The following is an 18,708-nucleotide window of genomic DNA, read 5'->3' as shown; positions in this document are numbered from 1 at the left end:
CTGATTATGTGAACCACCTTGTAGCGGTTCCGTTGCGTGATTGTTAAAACATTAACCTTTCATTTCCCTTTCACTGCGACACCAACTTTACAGGATGTGATATGCGTCTCTTACTGGCGGAAGATAATCGTGAGCTGGCTCACTGGCTGGAGAAAGCGCTGGTACAGGGAGGCTTTGCCGTGGATTGCGTTCATGACGGACGCGCGGCGGATCATCTGCTACAGGGGGAAAACTACGCGGTTGCGATCCTCGATATCGGTATGCCGGGCTTCGACGGGCTGGAGGTGGTTCATCGCCTGCGAAAGCGCGGGCAGACGCTACCGGTGCTGTTTCTCACCGCCCGCAGCAACGTGGCGGACAGGGTAAAAGGGTTAAATGCCGGCGCGGATGACTATCTGCCGAAGCCGTTCGAGCTGGAGGAGCTGGATGCGCGGCTGCGCGCCTTGCTGCGCCGGAGTGAAGGACGAACCCAGGAGCGGCAGCGTCTGGGGGAGCTGGAGTACGATGACGATGGCTTCTTTCTGCTGCGCGATGAGCCGCTTTCCCTGACGCCGCGCGAGCTTTCTTTGCTGAAAGTGTTGATGCACCGCCGGACCCGTCCCGTCTCCCGGCAGCAGCTTTTTGACCAGGTGTTTAGCCTGAACGATGACGTCAGCCCGGAAAGTATCGATCTGTATATTCACCGCTTGCGCAAAAAACTCACCGGCAGCGGGGTGCGGATCACCACCTTGCGCGGGTTGGGCTACGTGCTGGAGTGCGGTGATGAAGTGGGTTAAGCCGCAGTCGCTCTACCTGCAATTACTCCTCTTTCTGGGGCTTCCACTGCTGTTGCTGTGGGGATTATCGGCCTTTAACAGCTACGTCAGCGCACTGCAGGCGGCGACGCAGGCATACGATCGCACGCTGTTATCGTCCGCGCGAACGGTGTCGGAGCGGCTGGTGGTTCACGATGGCAAGCTGGAGGTGAATGTCCCCTGGGTGGTACTCGACAGCTTTGAACTGAATATGAACGATCGGCTGTACTACAAAGTGGTCGACCCGGACGGGCGGGTGATCTCCGGTTATGACGATCTGCCAAAGATGCCGCCTTCAACCTCGCGGACCACGCTCTACCCGGCACTGGCCTGGTTTTATCATACGGAATATCGCGGACAGGCCATCCGTGTGGCGAAGCTGCTGCAGCCTGTCAACGAAGGCAATATTGTCGGGATGGCGGAAATTTATGTCGCCGAGACCCTGCAGTCCCGCCGCTATCTCGCCAGCCAGTTGCTCTTCTCATCCTGGGTTTCTCAGGGGCTGCTGGTCCTGCTGACGCTGGTATTAACGGCCTGGCTGTTGCGCCGCGTACTGCGCCCGATGCGCCAGCTTTCTTCCCTGATGGTACGCCGTGAGCCGGGGCTTTTGGCTCCGCTGCCCGAGCTGCTGCCCTGGTCGGAGACACGTCTGCTGATCGTGGCATTTAACCGCTATATCGACCGATTACGCGGAGTGCTGTCACGCCAGGAGCGCTTTAACGCCGATGCGTCTCACCAGCTCAAAACGCCGCTGGCGGTACTGAAAACGCAGGTTTCTGTTGCCCTGACGCGGGACGATCCGGCGCTGTGGCTGGAGAGTTTGCGGGCGATGAACGTGACGCTGGATAACACGATTCTGCTGACTGAACGGTTGTTACAGCTCTCGGCGGTGAAGCGTAAAGAGCAGGGTGAACGTCAGTTTGCCCCCGTCGATCTGGTGCAGATTGTGCAAAACTGCTGTTTTTCCCGGCTGACGCAGGCGCGCAGCAAAGGTATCGATCTCGGCTATGACGGGCTCCACCAGCCGGTGATGATTGAGGGGGATGACGTCTTGCTCGGTGAGCTTTGCGCTAACCTGCTGGAAAACGCAATCAAATATACGCCGGAGCAGGGCGTCGTGACGGTATTCCTGCGCACGGATAACGGTGCCGTTGAGCTGTGCGTGGAGGACAGCGGACCGGGGATTGCAGAAAATCAGATCTCTCAGGCGATGCTCCCTTTTCACCGGCTGGATAACGTGGGTGACACTGCCGGGTCAGGCATTGGCCTGGCGCTGGCGAGCGATATCGCCCGGCTACACAGGAGCCACCTGCAGCTAACACGCAGCGAAACGCTGGGAGGGCTGAGTGTGAAAATGCGGTTTTTGCCGATGCTCTAAAAACCTGAGGGTATCAAATCGTTACAAACTAATTGTCTGACGCACACAGAGTGCATTGATCCTGAAGAGACTCAGGTTAAAATCTCGCGGTTTTGGGACAACTCTACATAAATTGTGCGGGATCACGACAATGAAAAAAGTGGCATTACTGGGCTTAGGCGGCCTGATGTTTGTTTCGGCAGCGGCAAACGCGATTTCCTTCAACGGTTCGGCGGGTGAAGATTACACCCACCTGGGTTTTGGTCTGGGCACGGAAACCTCCGGCCTGGCGATGACCGGCGGCTGGACGCATAACGATGACGACGGCGATGCCGCCAGCCTCGGCCTTGGTCTGAACATTCCGCTGGGTCCATTCCTGGCGACCGTCGGCGGTAAAGGTATCTACACCAACCCGAACGACGGTGATGAAGGCTACGCGGCGGCAGTGGGCGGCGGCCTGCAGTGGAAAATCGGCGACAGCTTTGGTCTGTTTGGCGAGTATTACTACTCCCCGGATTCGCTCTCCAGCGGAATCGACAGCTATGAAGAGGCTAACGCCGGTGCGCGCTGGACCATCATGCGTCCGATTACCATCGAAGCAGGCTACCGTTATCTGAACCTGGCGGGTAAAGAGGGCAACCGCGACAACGCGCTGGCAGACGGCCCATACGTGGGTGTGAGCGCAGGCTTCTAATCTCTCCGGCGCGGCGTTCTGTCGCGCCAGTTTCTCGTCTCCCCACATGCAATTGCGCTATAGTGTTTTGACCATCGAAGTGGGAGAACACAATGATAAACGTGGAAATGTTATCCACCGGCGACGAAGTGCTGCATGGGCAAATTATTGATACCAATGCCGCCTGGCTTGCCGATTTATTCTTTGAGCAGGGATTACCGTTAACGCGTCGCAACACGGTGGGCGACAACCTTGAGTCACTGGTCAGCATTCTGCGCGAGCGCAGCGAACAGTGCGACGTGCTGATTGTGAACGGTGGGCTGGGGCCTACCAGTGACGATCTCAGTGCGCTGGCTGCCGCAACCGCGAAAGGTGAAGGGCTGGTACTGCATGAAGCGTGGCTGGCTCAAATGGAACGCTTCTTTACAGAACGTGGCCGCGTGATGGCCCCGAGCAACCGCAAGCAGGCTGAAATTCCGGCCAGTGCGGAACTGGTCGATAATCCGGTTGGCACTGCCTGCGGGTTTGCCGTTCAGCTGAACCGCTGCCTGATGTTCTTCACGCCGGGCGTACCGTCTGAATTTAAAGTGATGGTCGAACAGCAGATCCTGCCACGCCTGCGTGAACGGTTTACTCTGCCTGAGCCGCCGGTGTGCCTGCGTCTGACCACCTTTGGCCGCTCGGAAAGCGATCTGGCTCAGAGCCTTGACCACCTGCCGCTACCGCCGGGTGTCTCGATGGGCTATCGCTCCTCGATGCCGATTATTGAGCTGAAACTGACCGGTCCGGCAACGCAGAAAGCCGCCATGCTGGCGCTGTGGCCGGAAGTGCAGCGCGTGGCGGGTGAAAGCCTGATCTTTGAAGGAACGGAAGGGTTACCTGCACAGATTTCACAGTGCCTCCAGTCTCGTCAACTGAGCGTCACTTTAAGCGAGCAGTTCACTGGCGGGCTGCTGGCGCTGCAGCTTTCGCGTGCGAATGCGCCGCTGCTGGCCAGTGAAGTGGTGCCTTTCCAGCAGGAGACGCTGGCGCAGACGGCGCGTTGGGCGTCAGAGCGCAGAGTGAATCATTTCGCCGGGCTGGCGCTGGCCGTTGGCGGTGTGGATGGTGAGCATCTTAATTTTGCCCTGGCGACGCCGGAAGGCACCCATGCGCTGCGGGTGAAAATGAGTATTACCCGTCACAGCCTGCCGGTGCGTCAGGAAGTGTGCGCCATGATGGCACTGAACATGCTGCGCCGCTGGCTGAACGGTAAAGAGGTCGCCAGCGAACATGGCTGGATTAATGTCGTGGAATCGCTGTTCGTGGAGTAACCGGTTTGCCGGGGATCGCCCCGGCAAAACTTAGCCCAGCGCCTTTGCCAGTAACGTTATTGGGTGTTCGCAGCGTTTACTGGTGGACATCTCAATCTGCCATTTGCAGGTTTCGCAGTCAGTCACGACCAGATCGGCACCGCTCTCCTCAATCTGGCGGAACAATGGCGCACCAATCGCCTGCGACGTTTCGTAGTTTTCACGTTTAAAGCCGTAGGTGCCTGCGATGCCGCAGCAGCGTGAATCCAGCACCGTCAGCTCCAGCCCCGGAATAAGTCGCAGTAGCTCCAGCGTATAGAGCGACCAGCCCATTTTTTCCATATGGCACGGCGTGTGATAGACCACCTTCAGGGGCAATTTACCCAGCGGCAGCGTCTGCCCGCTATCCAGCTTGCGCCACAGAAAGCGCGTTGCCAGCTCGATGTGGTCGCGCAGGCCGGTGTTATCGACGTCCAGCAGATGCGGATACTCGTCGCGCAGTGTGAAGGTGCAGGTGGACGAGGTCGCCAGCACCGGAATACCTTTGTCGATAATCGCCTCACGCAGCGATGTCACGTTGCTTTTGGCCTGCTTACGCGCCTTATCGGTAAAACCGTTGGCAATCAGCGGGACGCCACAGCATTTCTCCTTGCTGAGGAGCTGCACGCCCGTGCCCATCGCGTTGAGCACTTTCAGCAGATCTTTCCCTAGCTGCGGATGGTTGTAGTTCACATAGCAGCCGTGGAAAAAGGCGACCTGCCCGGCAAACTGCGCCTGTTCGGCAGCCACTGATTTGTACCAACGGCGGAAGGTGCCGTGGGAATACGTCGGCAGGCTGCGATGGTGGTCGATTTTGAGCGCTGTATCCAGCAGCTGGCGCACCGGTTTTAGCGACGTGGCGGCATTGACTAACGGGGCGAAGGGGGTCGAGACGCTGCCCATCAGGTCGGTATGGCTGAGGATAGCATCGCGCAGGGTTGGCTTTTGCGTGCTGTAGCGCGCGCGGGCACGCTGAATGATGTCACCAATTTTGACGTCAGACGGGCAGGCCACTTCGCAGCGTTTGCAGTTGATGCAGTATTTCAGCGCATCGTCGTACAGCGCACCGTCTTTCAGGCGCAGACGTTCACCGTCAGGCCCGGCCTGTTTCGGACCAGGGTAGCGCGGGTTTACGCCGCTAACCGGGCAGACCGTGGTGCAGACGGTGCATTTAATACAGCTTTCAAATCGGGTGTCGTTCATTGTTCAGCCTCCATGCGCTGGATAATCTGCTCTGCAACGTGGAGCGCCGTTACCGCGCAGACGCCACCACCACAGCCCTGAGCGATGGGATCGTAACCGCCCAGAACCGAGCCGATGGCGTAGAGATCCTCAACAGGTTTCCCGGAAAGTTGTGGGTGAAGGTGGTTATCCACGATGACGCCGAACTGCTGCCAGGGTTGTGGTGTAAAGAAATCGCTCTGATACCAGTCCGTGCGGGAGCGGCTTTGCCGGACATCCAGCCCGAGAATGGCCTCCCGAATGCCGTCCCGGCTGCTTAACAGTCCGTTGCTGAAGAAGCTGCCGCTGGCGAGCACCGTGTAACGTGCGTGAAGAGGAATATCCCCGTGGTTTCGTGTCCACACATCGCTGGCTTCACCGTTATTCAGCGTGATTTTTTTCACCTCGTCACCCGCCATCCACACGCCGCCCTGAGCAACAAACTGGCGCTGAAGCTGGGTATGCAGACGAATGCCGGGAACGGAAGGGGGAAGCGTGGGCAACAGCCAGAGGGTGCAGGACAGGCGGTCGGACAACCAGCGCCAGAGCCGGTTGTCCGTTAGGCCAAAGCAGGCGGGCATAAACAGCGTATCGCACTTCTCGCCGAGTGGCCTGAGTGCTTCATACAGCAGCGGCCATCTTTCCTCGTAATCAAGAAAACGGGCAATATTCACCGCGCGAAATTCGCTCGGGTTTTCGCGCAGCACATCCAGTTCAGGAAGGTCAATCTCCGCCGTTTCAGCGTGTATACCCTGTTTGTTGAGTGAGGCTGCCGCCAGATGCGGCTGGAAATCGAGAAAACCGCTGATGCCGACCACCAGCACATGCGCGGCGTTGAAGGGCGCGACGGGTACCTCCTCCGGGCTGAGCCAGGCAGAACGCAGAGTGCCGAGCGGCGTGACCCGCTGATGGTTTTGCCTTGCGCTCCCCTTCAGACGTGCGCCGCAATTCGCCAGTAGCGCTTCGGTTTCCAGGGCAAAGCGGTCAATATTATGCGCACCTGTCAGGTGCCAGGGATGCTCCGGGGGCAGTTTATCGCGGTAATTTTCATCCATCAGATCCAGCGAGCCTGACGAGAAGTGCAGGGCACTCTGACCACGGGTGACAATCGCGCAGCGTAGCCCTTGCTGTGTAAGTTTGATGCCGCAGAGCAAACCCGCGAGCCCGCCACCGATAATCACGGTATCAAATTTCATCGTGTTGCTCCTTCTCCAGACCACAAAGCCCCTGGTAGACCCAGCGGGTAAATTCGCTTTCGCGCAGGGCATCACCCCAGGCAACAGGCTGAATACCTTTCCAGCGCTCATTTAAAAACTCGCTGAGCTGAGCAAGCGACTGGGTTGAGGTGGTGGCATGAAAACGCTGCAGCAGCCCGGCGGCGCGACAGGCGCACAGTTCACCCTGGCAGGTCCCCATGCCGACGCGCGTGCGGCGGCGCAAATCGAGCAGGTTATTGACCGTCAGGTTCTCCACTGCATATTGCACTTCGCCTGCGGTTACCGCTTCACACTCGCATACCAGACTGCGGCTCAGCCGACCTTCACCCAGCCACGCAGGCGTTCTGTCGCCGTGGCGATAAATGGCGGAACCGCGCAGCGGAGCGGGCAGTGAGATAATTTTTTGCAGTGTCTTTTCGGTAGACTGTCGCGAGCCGGGCAGGGGCTGCTCCGCCGTCACGCACGGTTCGGTGTTGCCGAGTTTGCGGCAGACGGCATCGGTTGCCCACTGCGCCATCAGGCGATAGGTCATCAGCTTGCCGCCGGTGATGGTAATAAAACCGTCCATGCCGTCGCGTTCTGCGTGGTCGAGTAGCACGATGCCACGGCTGACGTTACGACCACTCGGATCGTTATCGCTGGCCACCAGCGGACGCACGCCAGCATAGGCGCGCAGAATACGGGTCTGCGCCATTACCGGTGCCAGTTTTTCCCCTTCGCGCAGCAGAATATCCACCTCAGCAGCAGTTACCCTATTGTCGTCAATCTCGCTGTAGTCGACGTGGGTTGAAGTGGTGCCGATGAGTGAAATGGTATCCCCCGGCACCAGAATGTCGGCGTCCGAGGGTTTGCGGCAGCGGTTGATCACGTGGTTATTGATGCGGTGATCGAGGATCAGCAGCGAGCCTTTCGCCGGGAACATGCGGATGGATAAGTCAGCGTACTCAGCGATACGCTGCCCCCAGATGCCTGCTGCGTTAATGACGACGGCGGCAAACAGGTCGTGAGCTTCGTTATATTGTGTGTCAAAAACCCGCACGCCGCGGACGCGATGGCCTTCACGGATAAGCCCGGTCACTGCATGTCCGGTGAGGATGCGCGCGCCATGCTCGCGGGCGTCCAGCATATTGGCAGCGGTCAGACGGAAGGGATCGACGGTGCCATCAGGGACCCTGACGGCACCCGTGAGTGCCGGGTTCACGGAAGGCTCAATACGGCGCGCCTGCGCGGGATCAATGGCCTCGGCCGGTATGCCTGCTGCTGCGCAGGCTGAAATAAACGTGTGCTGAAACGCGAGGTCATCTTCGGGAAGCGTAATGAACAGGCCGTCGGTTGGCTCAATACAGTGGCGGGCGATGCGCTTAAGGAACTGGTTTTCAGCAATACATTCGCGGGCGGATTCGCCGTCAGTCACCGCATACCGCGCGCCGCTGTGCAGCAGGCCGTGATTTCGCCCGGTCGCACCCGTTGCAATATCATGACGCTCCAGAAGCGTGACGCGTAAACCCCGTAGGGCGCAGTCACGCGCGATCCCGGCTCCGGTTGCGCCACCGCCAATGATAATCACATCGCTGTAACGAGGATCGTGAATTGTCATTGTCTTCCCTCTATGTTCGTTTTTTATCATTTAGCCACACTGAAATTGTGGTTTGTTTGATTTCGAACATAAACGAGCGTTATTCGAAAGTGAAATGTGATTCCATGCGCCTTTTTGCGCACACTGTCATATTTCTGTAACAATCTGTGCGTTGATTCACAGTAACAATCACCGTGATTTTTTAACATCGCCGCCTCTCTGGAGTGTGGGGCAGTAAAACCCCAAAAATTCAATACCTGGCCACGGAGGCTGTCATGCTCAGTATCTTTAAACCTGCGCCGCATCGGGCGCGTCTGCCTGAGGCAGAAATTGATCCGCTATACCGTCGTCTGCGTTGGCAAATCTTCCTGGGGATCTTCTTCGGGTACGCGGCTTACTATCTGGTACGTAAAAACTTCGCTCTCGCTATGCCATATCTGGTGGAGCAGGGCTTTTCGCGTGGCGATCTGGGATTCGCGCTGTCGGGGATCTCTATCGCCTACGGTTTTTCGAAGTTCATTATGGGCTCGGTGTCGGACCGCTCGAATCCGCGCGTTTTCCTGCCTGCCGGTCTGATCCTCGCGGCCGCGGTGATGCTGTTTATGGGCTTTGTGCCGTGGGCAACCTCCAGCATTGCGATTATGTTCGTGCTGCTGTTCCTCTGCGGCTGGTTCCAGGGGATGGGATGGCCGCCGTGTGGACGCACCATGGTGCACTGGTGGTCGCAGAAAGAGCGTGGCGGCATTGTGTCCGTCTGGAACTGCGCGCATAACGTTGGCGGGGGGATTCCGCCACTGCTGTTCCTGCTGGGGATGGCCTGGTTCAACGACTGGCACGCGGCGCTCTACATGCCAGCCTTTGGCGCGATTCTGGTGGCTATTTTTGCTTTTGCCCTGATGCGTGACACGCCGCAGTCCTGCGGTCTGCCGCCGATTGAAGAGTACAAAAACGACTATCCGGATGATTACAGCGAGCAGCATGAAGAAGAACTGACGGCAAAGCAGATCTTCATGAAGTACGTGCTGCCAAACAAACTGCTGTGGTACATCGCGGTGGCGAACGTGTTCGTTTACCTGCTGCGCTACGGCATTCTTGACTGGTCACCAACCTACCTGAAAGAGGTGAAGCATTTCGCACTGGATAAATCGTCCTGGGCCTACTTCCTTTACGAATATGCGGGAATTCCGGGCACGCTGATCTGCGGCTGGATGTCGGATAAAGTATTTAAAGGCAACCGCGGTGCAACGGGTGTCTTCTTTATGACGCTGGTGACCATTGCTACCGTTGTTTACTGGCTTAACCCGCCGGGCAACCCAGGCGTGGATATGGCGTGTATGATCGTCATCGGCTTCCTGATCTATGGCCCGGTCATGCTGATTGGTCTGCACGCGCTGGAACTGGCACCGAAAAAAGCGGCAGGCACGGCGGCAGGCTTTACCGGTCTGTTCGGCTACCTGGGCGGCTCTGTCGCGGCGAGCGCGATTGTGGGCTATACCGTTGACTTCTTTGGCTGGGACGGCGGCTTTATGGTGATGATTGGCGGTAGCGTGCTGGCGGTACTGCTGCTGATTGTCGTGATGATCGGTGAGAAACGTCACCATGCCGAAGTGCAGGCACGTCGTCAATAAGGAGCATTGCGATGAAACTGACTCACATAGCAACGGGTCTGCTGCTGGCGGGCCTGATGACAGGCTCCGCGCTGGCGGCGGATAAAATCGTCATCGCCCATCGCGGCGCGAGCGGCTATCTGCCGGAGCACACGCTTCCGGCGAAAGCGATGGCCTATGCGCAGGGCGCGGATTATCTTGAGCAGGATTTAGTCATGACGAAGGATGACCAGCTGGTCGTCCTGCATGACCACTATCTTGACCGCGTGACGGATGTCGCAGAGCGTTTCCCGGATCGCGCCCGTAAGGATGGCCGCTACTATGCCATCGACTTCACGCTGGCGGAAATTCGCTCGCTGAAGTTTACCGAAGGTTTTGAGATTGAGAACGGCAAGAAGGTGCAGGTCTATCCGGGACGTTTCCCGATGGGCAAGTCTGACTTCCGCATTCACACTTTCGAAGAGGAGATTGAGTTTGTTCAGGGGCTGAACCACTCAACCGGGAAAAATATCGGTATCTACCCGGAAATCAAAGCACCGTGGTTCCACCACCAGGAAGGGAAGGACATAGCCGCGAAGACGCTGGAGGTGCTGAAACAGTACGGCTACACCAGCAAGCAGGACAAGGTCTACCTGCAGTGTTTTGACGCCGCTGAGCTGAAGCGCATCAAAACCGAGCTGGAGCCGAAGATGGGGATGGATCTCAATCTGGTACAGCTGATTGCCTACACCGACTGGAACGAAACCCAGGAGAAACAGCCGGACGGGAAGTGGGTCAACTACAACTACGACTGGATGTTTAAGCCGGGCGCGATGAAGCAGATTGCCCAATACGCCGACGGTATCGGGCCGGATTACCATATGCTGGTAGCGGAAGGCTCAACGCCGGGCCACGTGAAGCTGACGGCAATGGTGAAAGAGGCGCACGCCAGCAAGATGCAGGTGCATCCGTATACGGTACGAGCGGACCAACTGCCGGAATATGCGACGGACGTGAATCAGCTTTACGACGTGCTGTATAACCAGGCGGGCGTGGATGGATTGTTTACGGATTTTCCGGATAAAGCAGTGAGTTTTTTGAAAGATAAGCGCTGAAATTGCCGGGTGGCGGCTGCGCCTTACCCGGCCTACGAACTGCGGTTTTGTAGGTCGGGTAAGCGAAGCGCCACCCGACACAATCACATCTCGATCTCAATATCGCCTTTTGCCCGGCAGCAGCAGGGCAAAATTTCCCCTTCGCTGATAAAGGCCAGCGGTTCGGTCAGCCAGTCCACCTGGCCTGCGACCAGACGGCAGCGGCAGGAGCCGCAATACCCTTCGCGACACTGGTACTCTACTTCAACCTGGTGCGCTTCAAGCGCCACCAGCAGAGAAGGGTGCTCTTCCCGACACAGCACTTCCGTGCCGGAAAGACGTAGCGTCACACGGCTCATCAGAGCTGGAAGTCACTCAGATCGTCGGTGTTGACTTCAGAATCAATCTGACCGACCAGGTAAGAGCTTACTTCCACTTCCTGCGGTGCTACCTGCACGTTATCGGACACCAGCCAGGTGTTGATCCACGGAATCGGGTTAGAGCGCGTCTGGAACGGCAGGTCGAGGCCGACAGCCTGCATACGGATGTTGGTGATGTACTCCACATACTGGCACAGGATGTCTTTGTTCAGGCCAATCATGGAGCCGTCGCGGAACAGGTAATCTGCCCACTCTTTCTCCTGCTGCGCGGCCAGCACGAACAGATCGTAACACTCCTGTTTGCACTCTTCGGCGATCTCCGCCATCTCCGGGTCGTCCACGCCGCTGCGCAGCAGGTTCAGCATATGCTGAGTGCCGGTCAGGTGCAGGGCTTCATCACGGGCGATCAGACGAATGATTTTGGCGTTGCCTTCCATCAGTTTGCGCTCGGCAAACGCGAAGGAGCAGGCGAAGCTCACGTAGAAGCGGATCGCTTCCAGCGCGTTGACGCTCATCAGGCACAGGTACAACTGTTTCTTCAGCGCGCGCAGGTTCACGGTAACGGTTTTGCCGTTCACGTTGTGGGTGCCTTCGCCCAGCAGATGCCAGTAGCTGGTCATCTCGATCAGCTCGTCGTAGTAGTGCGCAATGCCTTCCGCACGTTTCTGGATCTGTTCGTTGGTGACGATATAGTCGAACACCACCGCCGGATCGTTAACGATGTTGCGGATGATATGGGTGTATGAGCGGGAGTGGATCGTCTCAGAGAACGCCCAGGTTTCCACCCAGGTTTCCAGCTCCGGAATGGAGATCAGCGGCAGCAGCGCCACGTTAGGGCTACGTCCCTGAATGGAGTCCAGCAGCGTCTGGTACTTCAGGTTACTGATGAAGATATGTTTTTCGTGGTCCGGCAACGCCTGGAAATCGATACGGTCGCGGGAAACGTCAACCTCTTCCGGACGCCAGAAGAAGGAGAGTTGCTTTTCAATCAGCTTTTCGAAGATGTCATATTTTTGCTGATCGTAGCGTGCCACGTTGACCGGCTGGCCGAAGAACATTGGCTCTTTGAGCTGGTCGTTTTTCGTCTGTGAAAAGGTGGTGTATGCCATTAAGGTGAGTCCTGTGGTGTTATTTCCCTCACCCCGGCCCTCTCCCACAGGGAGAAGGGGAAAGAGTTCCCTCTCCCTGTGGGAGAGGGTTAGGGTGAGGGGATTTATTAAATCTTACATGCGCCGCTTTCGCAGCCATCGTCCTGAATTGACGGCACCATATCGTCCTGCGCGTCTTCCGCACCATCACGGGTGTTGTGATAGTACAGGGTTTTCACGCCAAATTTATAGGCAGTGAGCAGGTCTTTCAGCAACTGCTGCATCGGAACCTTGCCAGACGGGAAGCGCGTCGGGTCGTAGTTGGTATTCGCAGAGATCGACTGGTCGATAAACTTCTGCATGATACCCACCAGCTGCAGGTAGCCGTCGTTGTTTGGCATTTCCCACAGCAGCTCGTAGTTGTCTTTCAGCAGTTCGTAGTCCGGCACGACCTGGCGCAGAATACCGTCTTTCGACGCTTTGATGCTGACGTGACCACGCGGCGGCTCGATACCGTTGGTGGCGTTGGAGATCTGCGAAGAGGTCTCAGACGGCATCAGGGCAGAGAGCGTGGAGTTACGCAGGCCGTGAGTTTTAATAGACTCACGGAGTGCTTCCCAGTCCAGACGCAGTGGTGCATTCGCAATCGCATCCAGGTCTTTCTTATAGGTGTCGATCGGCAGAATGCCCTGCGCGTAGGTGGTTTCGTTGAACCACGGACATGCACCTTGCTCTTTTGCCAGCTCGTTAGAGGCTTTCAGCAGGTAATACTGAATGGCTTCGAACGTTTCGTGGGTCAGGTTGTTTGCGCTGCCGTCAGAGTAACGCTTACCGTTTCTCGCCAGCCAGTAGGCAAAGTTGATCACGCCGATACCCAGGGTACGACGGCCCATTGCACCACGTTTTGCCGCCGGGATGGGGTAATCCTGGTAGTCCAGCAGGGCATCCAGCGCACGCACGGCAAGCACGGCCAATTCTTCCAGCTCGTCCAGGCTCTTAATCGCACCCAGGTTAAACGCAGAGAGCGTACACAGGGCGATTTCGCCGTTTTCGTCGTTGACGTCGTCCAGCGGTTTGGTCGGCAGGGCGATTTCCAGGCACAGGTTAGACTGGCGCACTGGCGCAACAACCGGGTCGAACGGGCTGTGAGTGTTGCAGTGGTCAACGTTCTGGATATAGATACGGCCCGTGGAGGCGCGTTCCTGCATCATCAGCGAGAACAGATCGACGGCTTTCACGCGCTGTTTGCGGATGCTGTCGTCTTTTTCGTATTTGGTGTACAGACGTTCGAACTCATCTTGATCGGCAAAGAATGCGTCGTACAGCCCCGGAACGTCGGATGGGCTGAACAGGGTGATCTCTTCACCTTTCAGCAGACGGGTGTACATCAGTTTGTTGATCTGCACGCCGTAGTCCATGTGGCGCACGCGGTTGCCTTCCACGCCACGGTTGTTTTTCAGTACCAGCAGGCTTTCCACTTCCAGGTGCCACATCGGATAGAACAGGGTTGCTGCACCACCACGCACGCCGCCCTGCGAGCAGGACTTCACCGCAGTCTGGAAGTGTTTGTAGAATGGAATACAGCCGGTGTGGAACGCTTCACCGCCGCGAATCGGGCTACCCAGAGCGCGGATGCGACCCGCGTTGATGCCGATACCGGCACGCTGGGAGACGTATTTCACAATGGCGCTGGAGGTGGCGTTGATGGAATCCAGGCTGTCACCACACTCAATCAGGACGCAGGAGCTGAACTGACGAGTCGGGGTACGCACGCCAGACATAATTGGCGTAGGCAGAGAAATCTTGAACGTCGACACCGCATCGTAGAAACGCTTCACGTATTCCAGACGCGTTTCACGCGGGTAGTTAGAGAACAGACAGGCGGCCACCAGAATATAGAGGAACTGAGCGCTCTCGTAGATTTCGCCGGTCACACGGTTCTGAACCAGGTATTTACCTTCGAGCTGCTTCACCGCCGCGTAGGAGAAGTTCATGTCGCGCCAGTGATCGATAAACCCGTTCATCTGCTCGAACTCTTCTTCCGTATAGTCTTCCAGCAGATGCGTGTCGTATTTGCCCAGCTCAACCATTTTCACCACGTGATCGTAAAGCGCTGGCGGCTCAAACTGGCCGTAGGCTTTTTTACGCAGGTGGAAAATCGCCAGACGTGCAGCGAGGTACTGATAATCCGGCGCTTCACGGGAGATCAGATCCGCCGCAGCCTTGATGATGGTTTCATGGATATCAGACGTTTTAATGCCGTCGTAGAACTGGATGTGGGATCGCAGTTCAACCTGGGAGATAGATACGTTGTTCAGGCCTTCTGCTGCCCAGTCGAGAACTCGATGGATTTTGTCCAGATTGATACGCTCGGTAGTACCGTCGCGTTTTGTCACCAGCAGACTCTGATTCATGTGGGTTTTACCTGTCCGTGAAATAAAAAATATCCCCCGTTTATCCACAGATCCGCCTTGTGACTAACTCTGTGGATAAATACTACATATAGGGGGTTTGCGATAAGAAGAACGCTATATGGTGAGTATTCTAGTAAGGATTCTTTTCAGTACAAGAGTTGATTTTGAGGTTAAATTGAGGTTGTGAAAGGGTAAAAAAGGCTAAGTCCTCGTACCGTAAGGCCTGGAAGAGATGTCAATAATTAAGAAAAAAAATTCAAAATTTGATCGAGTGCTGATTTCTTCAACGAGAGGTCAGAATTGCGCAACATGATGTCGCGCAATCTTTATAAGAATAGTTTATGACGTTAGTCGTTTTTGGCGGTTGTATGCAACATATAGTTAACATCCACGCCCGGTGCGAGTTTGAATTTGTCCGTTAATGGATTGTAATGCAGTCCGGTCATGTGCTGCTCTTTGAGCCACGTCTGATCAACCCAGCTCAGTAATTCGGCAGGCTTGATGAATTTCTTCACGTCGTGTGTGCCTTTCGGCACCATGCGCAGGACATATTCCGCCCCGACGACGGCCATCAGCCAGGCTTTTCCGTTACGGTTGATGGTGGAGAAAAAGACCTGGCCGCCCGGCTTCACCAGTTTTGCACAAGCACTCACCACGGATTGCGGATCGGGGACGTGCTCCAGCATTTCCATGCAGGTCACCACATCGTACTGGTGGGCATGTTTTGCCGCGTGTTCTTCCACGGTCTCCTGCACATACTCTACCTGCACACCGGATTCCAGCGCATGAAGGCGCGCCACCTGCAGCGGTTCGAAACCCATATCGAGGCCAGTGACCGTGGCCCCTTCGCGCGCCATGCTCTCTGCGAGGATACCGCCGCCACAGCCAACGTCGAGCACCTTCTTACCGAACAGACCGCCGGAACGCGCCGCGATATAGCCCAGACGCAGCGGATTGATGCGATGCAGAGGCTTGAACTCACCTTCGAGATCCCACCAGCGGGACGCCACCGCTTCAAATTTGGCAATCTCTTCGTGGTCAACGTTGTGAGCCACCGGGGATTTTTCGGCATTCATGGGCGCTTTTACTCCTTATTTTGCAAGACTTCGGAGTATATCAGGCTACGCGAGTGAATAAAGCGTATAGGTTTACCTCAATCACCGCGGCTGTGTTATAATTTGCGACCTTTGAATCCGGGATACAGTAGAGGGATAGCGGTTAGATGAGCGACCTTGCGAGAGAAATTACACCGGTTAACATCGAGGAAGAGCTGAAGAGCTCCTATCTGGACTATGCGATGTCGGTCATTGTTGGCCGTGCGCTGCCGGACGTCCGCGATGGCCTGAAGCCGGTACACCGTCGCGTACTATACGCCATGAACGTATTGGGCAATGACTGGAATAAAGCCTACAAAAAATCTGCCCGTGTCGTTGGTGACGTAATCGGTAAATACCATCCCCATGGTGATTCCGCGGTGTACGACACTATCGTCCGTATGGCGCAGCCTTTCTCGCTGCGTTACATGCTGGTAGATGGCCAGGGTAACTTTGGTTCTATCGACGGCGACTCCGCCGCGGCAATGCGTTATACGGAAATCCGTCTGGCGAAGATTGCCCATGAGCTGATGGCCGACCTGGAAAAAGAGACGGTTGATTTCGTTGATAACTATGACGGCACGGAAAAAATTCCTGACGTTATGCCAACGAAAATCCCTAACCTGCTGGTGAACGGTTCGTCCGGTATCGCCGTGGGTATGGCAACCAACATTCCGCCGCACAACATCACGGAAGTGATTAACGGCTGCCTGGCCTACATCGACGATGAAGACATCAGCATTGAAGGCCTGATGGAACACATTCCTGGCCCGGACTTCCCGACGGCGGCGATCATCAACGGTCGTCGCGGTATTGAAGAAGCGTACCGCACCGGTCGCGGCAAGATTTACATCCGTGCCCGCGCGGAAGTGGAAGCGGACGCCAAAACCGGCCGTGAAACCATCATTGTTCATGAGATCCCGTATCAGGTGAACAAGGCTCGTCTGATTGAAAAAATCGCCGAGCTGGTAAAAGAAAAACGCGTTGAAGGTATCAGCGCCCTGCGTGACGAGTCTGATAAAGACGGTATGCGCATTGTGATTGAAATCAAACGCGACGCAGTGGGTGAGGTTGTCCTGAACAACCTGTACTCTCAGACTCAGCTTCAGGTCTCCTTCGGTATTAACATGGTTGCGCTGCACCATGGTCAGCCGAAGATCATGAATCTGAAAGAGATCCTGAGCGCGTTTGTGCGTCACCGCCGTGAAGTGGTGACTCGCCGTACTATTTTCGAACTGCGCAAAGCGCGCGACCGTGCGCATATCCTCGAAGCACTGGCCGTTGCTCTGGCTAATATCGACCCGATCATCGAGCTGATCCGTCGCGCGCCGACGCCAGCAGAAGCGAAAGCATCCCTGATTGCCCGTCCGTGGGATCTGGGCAACGTGGCTGCGATGCTGGAACGTGCGGGCGATGACGCGGCGCGTCCTGAGTGGCTGGAGCCTGAATTCGGCGTGCGTGACGGTCAGTACTACCTGACTGAGCAGCAGGCCCAGGCGATTCTGGATCTGCGTCTGCAGAAACTGACCGGCCTTGAGCACGAAAAACTGCTCGACGAGTACAAAGAGCTGCTGGAGCAGATTGCCGAGCTGCTGCATATCCTCGGTAGCGCAGAGCGCCTGATGGAAGTGATCCGCGAAGAGCTGGAACTGGTCCGCGATCAGTTCGGCGATGAGCGCCGCACTGAAATCACTGCGAACAGCTCTGATATCAACATTGAAGATCTGATCAACCGCGAAGATGTGGTGGTCACCCTGTCTCACCAGGGCTATGTGAAGTATCAGCCGTTGACCGACTACGAAGCACAGCGTCGTGGCGGTAAAGGCAAATCTGCGGCACGTATTAAAGAAGAAGACTTTATTGACCGCCTGCTGGTGGCGAATACCCATGACACGATCCTCTGCTTCTCCAGCCGTGGTCGTCTGTACTGGATGAAGGTTTATCAGCTGCCGGAAGCGAGCCGTGGCGCGCGTGGCCGCCCAATCGTCAACCTGCTGCCGCTGGAAGCGAACGAACGTATCACCGCTATCCTGCCGGTACGCGAGTACGAAGAGGGCGTGAACGTCTTTATGGCGACCGCGAGCGGTACCGTGAAGAAAACCGCGCTGACCGAGTTCAGCCGTCCGCGTTCAGCCGGTATTATCGCCGTGAACCTGAACGAAGGTGACGAACTGATCGGCGTGGATCTGACCTCCGGTTCTGATGAAGTGATGCTGTTCTCTGCGGCCGGTAAAGTGGTGCGCTTTAAAGAGAACGCGGTCCGCGCAATGGGCCGTACCGCAACGGGCGTTCGCGGTATCAAGCTGGCGGGTGAAGATTCCGTTGTTTCCCTGATTGTTCCGCGTGGTGAAGGTGCAATCCTTACCGTTACGCAGAATGGCTACGGTAAACGGACGGCGGAAAGTGAATATCCGACCAAGTCCCGTGGTACGCAGGGCGTTATCTCCATCAAAGTGACCGAGCGCAACGGTTCCGTTGTCGGCGCGGTGCAGGTCGATGATACTGACCAGATCATGATGATCACCGATGCCGGTACGCTGGTGCGTACCCGCGTTTCCGAGATCAGCGTGGTGGGTCGTAACACCCAGGGCGTGATCCTCATCCGTACTGCGGAAGATGAAAACGTGGTGGGTCTGCAGCGTGTTGCAGAGCCGGTGGATGACGAAGAACTCGACTCTATCGACGGTAGCGTCGCGGAAGGTGATGATGAAATCGCACCGGAAGCGGATACCGACGACGAAGCAGCGGATGACGCTGACGAGTAATGTCTCCTGACGCAAAAAGGGCCGGTTTCCGGCCCTTTTCTTTTGCACAAGCAGACAAGTGAACGTTGCGACAAGGCGCGTTTACCGCTACCTTAACCACATTCTTTTTGACCCCGAC

Annotated in this window: 14 protein-coding genes; 7 read left to right on the top strand and 7 right to left on the bottom strand. The window is 56.6% G+C overall.

Annotated elements, in window-relative coordinates:
• The first annotated feature begins 101 nt into the window (after positions 1–101).
• The 4 genes from tctD to EoCCA6_RS04655 all read left to right on the top strand — a co-directional run bounded on the left by tctD (position 102) and on the right by EoCCA6_RS04655 (position 4,137).
• The gene (tctD, locus tag EoCCA6_RS04670; protein ID WP_152081691.1) at positions 102–776 is read left to right on the top strand and encodes a transcriptional regulator TctD; all 675 of its coding nucleotides are present in this window, start codon (positions 102–104) and stop codon (positions 774–776) included.
• Positions 763–2,172, top strand: a complete 1,410-nt coding sequence (locus tag EoCCA6_RS04665; RefSeq protein WP_152081690.1) for a sensor histidine kinase — start codon at positions 763–765, stop codon at positions 2,170–2,172. The genes tctD and EoCCA6_RS04665 overlap by 14 nt, the downstream gene beginning before the upstream one ends.
• Positions 2,173–2,302: 130 nt before the next feature.
• Complete coding sequence (locus EoCCA6_RS04660) at positions 2,303–2,845, top strand: YfaZ family outer membrane protein (protein WP_152081689.1); 543 nt, start codon at positions 2,303–2,305, stop codon at positions 2,843–2,845.
• A 92-nt stretch (positions 2,846–2,937) separates the two neighbouring features.
• Entirely contained in the window at positions 2,938–4,137 is a 1,200-nt protein-coding gene (locus tag EoCCA6_RS04655) for a nicotinamide mononucleotide deamidase-related protein YfaY (RefSeq protein WP_152081688.1), read from the top strand.
• A gap of 30 nt (positions 4,138–4,167) precedes the next feature.
• Here EoCCA6_RS04655 and glpC read toward each other — a convergent pair whose 3' ends face one another.
• Genes glpC through glpA form a run of 3 tightly spaced genes read right to left on the bottom strand, consistent with a single transcriptional unit; the run spans position 4,168 to position 8,190 of the window.
• Positions 4,168–5,358 (bottom strand): anaerobic glycerol-3-phosphate dehydrogenase subunit GlpC, encoded by a 1,191-nt coding sequence (gene glpC / locus EoCCA6_RS04650; protein WP_152081687.1) that lies wholly within the window; start codon positions 5,356–5,358, stop codon positions 4,168–4,170.
• Positions 5,355–6,572 (bottom strand): glycerol-3-phosphate dehydrogenase subunit GlpB, encoded by a 1,218-nt coding sequence (gene glpB / locus EoCCA6_RS04645; RefSeq protein WP_152081686.1) that lies wholly within the window; start codon positions 6,570–6,572, stop codon positions 5,355–5,357. The genes glpC and glpB overlap by 4 nt, the downstream gene beginning before the upstream one ends.
• Positions 6,562–8,190, bottom strand: a complete 1,629-nt coding sequence (gene glpA, locus EoCCA6_RS04640; RefSeq protein WP_152081685.1) for an anaerobic glycerol-3-phosphate dehydrogenase subunit A — start codon at positions 8,188–8,190, stop codon at positions 6,562–6,564. Before glpA ends, glpB begins: the two co-directional genes overlap by 11 nt.
• A gap of 254 nt (positions 8,191–8,444) precedes the next feature.
• Between glpA and glpT the strand changes: the two genes are divergently transcribed.
• Together glpT and glpQ are read left to right on the top strand one after the other, a co-directional pair.
• The gene (gene glpT, locus EoCCA6_RS04635) at positions 8,445–9,797 is read left to right on the top strand and encodes a glycerol-3-phosphate transporter (RefSeq protein ID WP_152081684.1); all 1,353 of its coding nucleotides are present in this window, start codon (positions 8,445–8,447) and stop codon (positions 9,795–9,797) included.
• A gap of 11 nt (positions 9,798–9,808) precedes the next feature.
• The gene (glpQ, locus tag EoCCA6_RS04630) at positions 9,809–10,870 is read left to right on the top strand and encodes a glycerophosphodiester phosphodiesterase (protein WP_152081683.1); all 1,062 of its coding nucleotides are present in this window, start codon (positions 9,809–9,811) and stop codon (positions 10,868–10,870) included.
• Between the two features lie 83 nt (positions 10,871–10,953).
• Here the strand turns inward: glpQ and yfaE are convergent, their stop codons facing one another.
• The 4 genes from yfaE to ubiG all read right to left on the bottom strand — a co-directional run bounded on the left by yfaE (position 10,954) and on the right by ubiG (position 15,807).
• The gene (gene yfaE, locus EoCCA6_RS04625) at positions 10,954–11,208 is read right to left on the bottom strand and encodes a class I ribonucleotide reductase maintenance protein YfaE (RefSeq protein ID WP_152081682.1); all 255 of its coding nucleotides are present in this window, start codon (positions 11,206–11,208) and stop codon (positions 10,954–10,956) included.
• Positions 11,208–12,338, bottom strand: coding sequence for a class Ia ribonucleoside-diphosphate reductase subunit beta (gene nrdB, locus EoCCA6_RS04620; protein WP_152081681.1), 1,131 nt, complete (start codon positions 12,336–12,338; stop codon positions 11,208–11,210). Before nrdB ends, yfaE begins: the two co-directional genes overlap by 1 nt.
• A gap of 107 nt (positions 12,339–12,445) precedes the next feature.
• The gene (gene nrdA, locus EoCCA6_RS04615; RefSeq protein WP_152081680.1) at positions 12,446–14,731 is read right to left on the bottom strand and encodes a class 1a ribonucleoside-diphosphate reductase subunit alpha; all 2,286 of its coding nucleotides are present in this window, start codon (positions 14,729–14,731) and stop codon (positions 12,446–12,448) included.
• A 347-nt stretch (positions 14,732–15,078) separates the two neighbouring features.
• The gene (ubiG, locus tag EoCCA6_RS04610; RefSeq protein WP_152081679.1) at positions 15,079–15,807 is read right to left on the bottom strand and encodes a bifunctional 2-polyprenyl-6-hydroxyphenol methylase/3-demethylubiquinol 3-O-methyltransferase UbiG; all 729 of its coding nucleotides are present in this window, start codon (positions 15,805–15,807) and stop codon (positions 15,079–15,081) included.
• Between the two features lie 146 nt (positions 15,808–15,953).
• Between ubiG and gyrA the strand changes: the two genes are divergently transcribed.
• Complete coding sequence (gene gyrA, locus EoCCA6_RS04605) at positions 15,954–18,590, top strand: DNA topoisomerase (ATP-hydrolyzing) subunit A (protein ID WP_152081678.1); 2,637 nt, start codon at positions 15,954–15,956, stop codon at positions 18,588–18,590.
• Positions 18,591–18,708 lie beyond the last annotated feature (118 nt).

It is taken from the genome of Enterobacter oligotrophicus (genome assembly GCF_009176645.1).
Classification (GTDB): Bacteria; Pseudomonadota; Gammaproteobacteria; order Enterobacterales; family Enterobacteriaceae; genus Enterobacter; species Enterobacter oligotrophicus.
The sequence above is the reverse complement of the archived record's forward strand: the minus strand, read 5'-3'. Positions and strand labels throughout refer to the sequence as shown.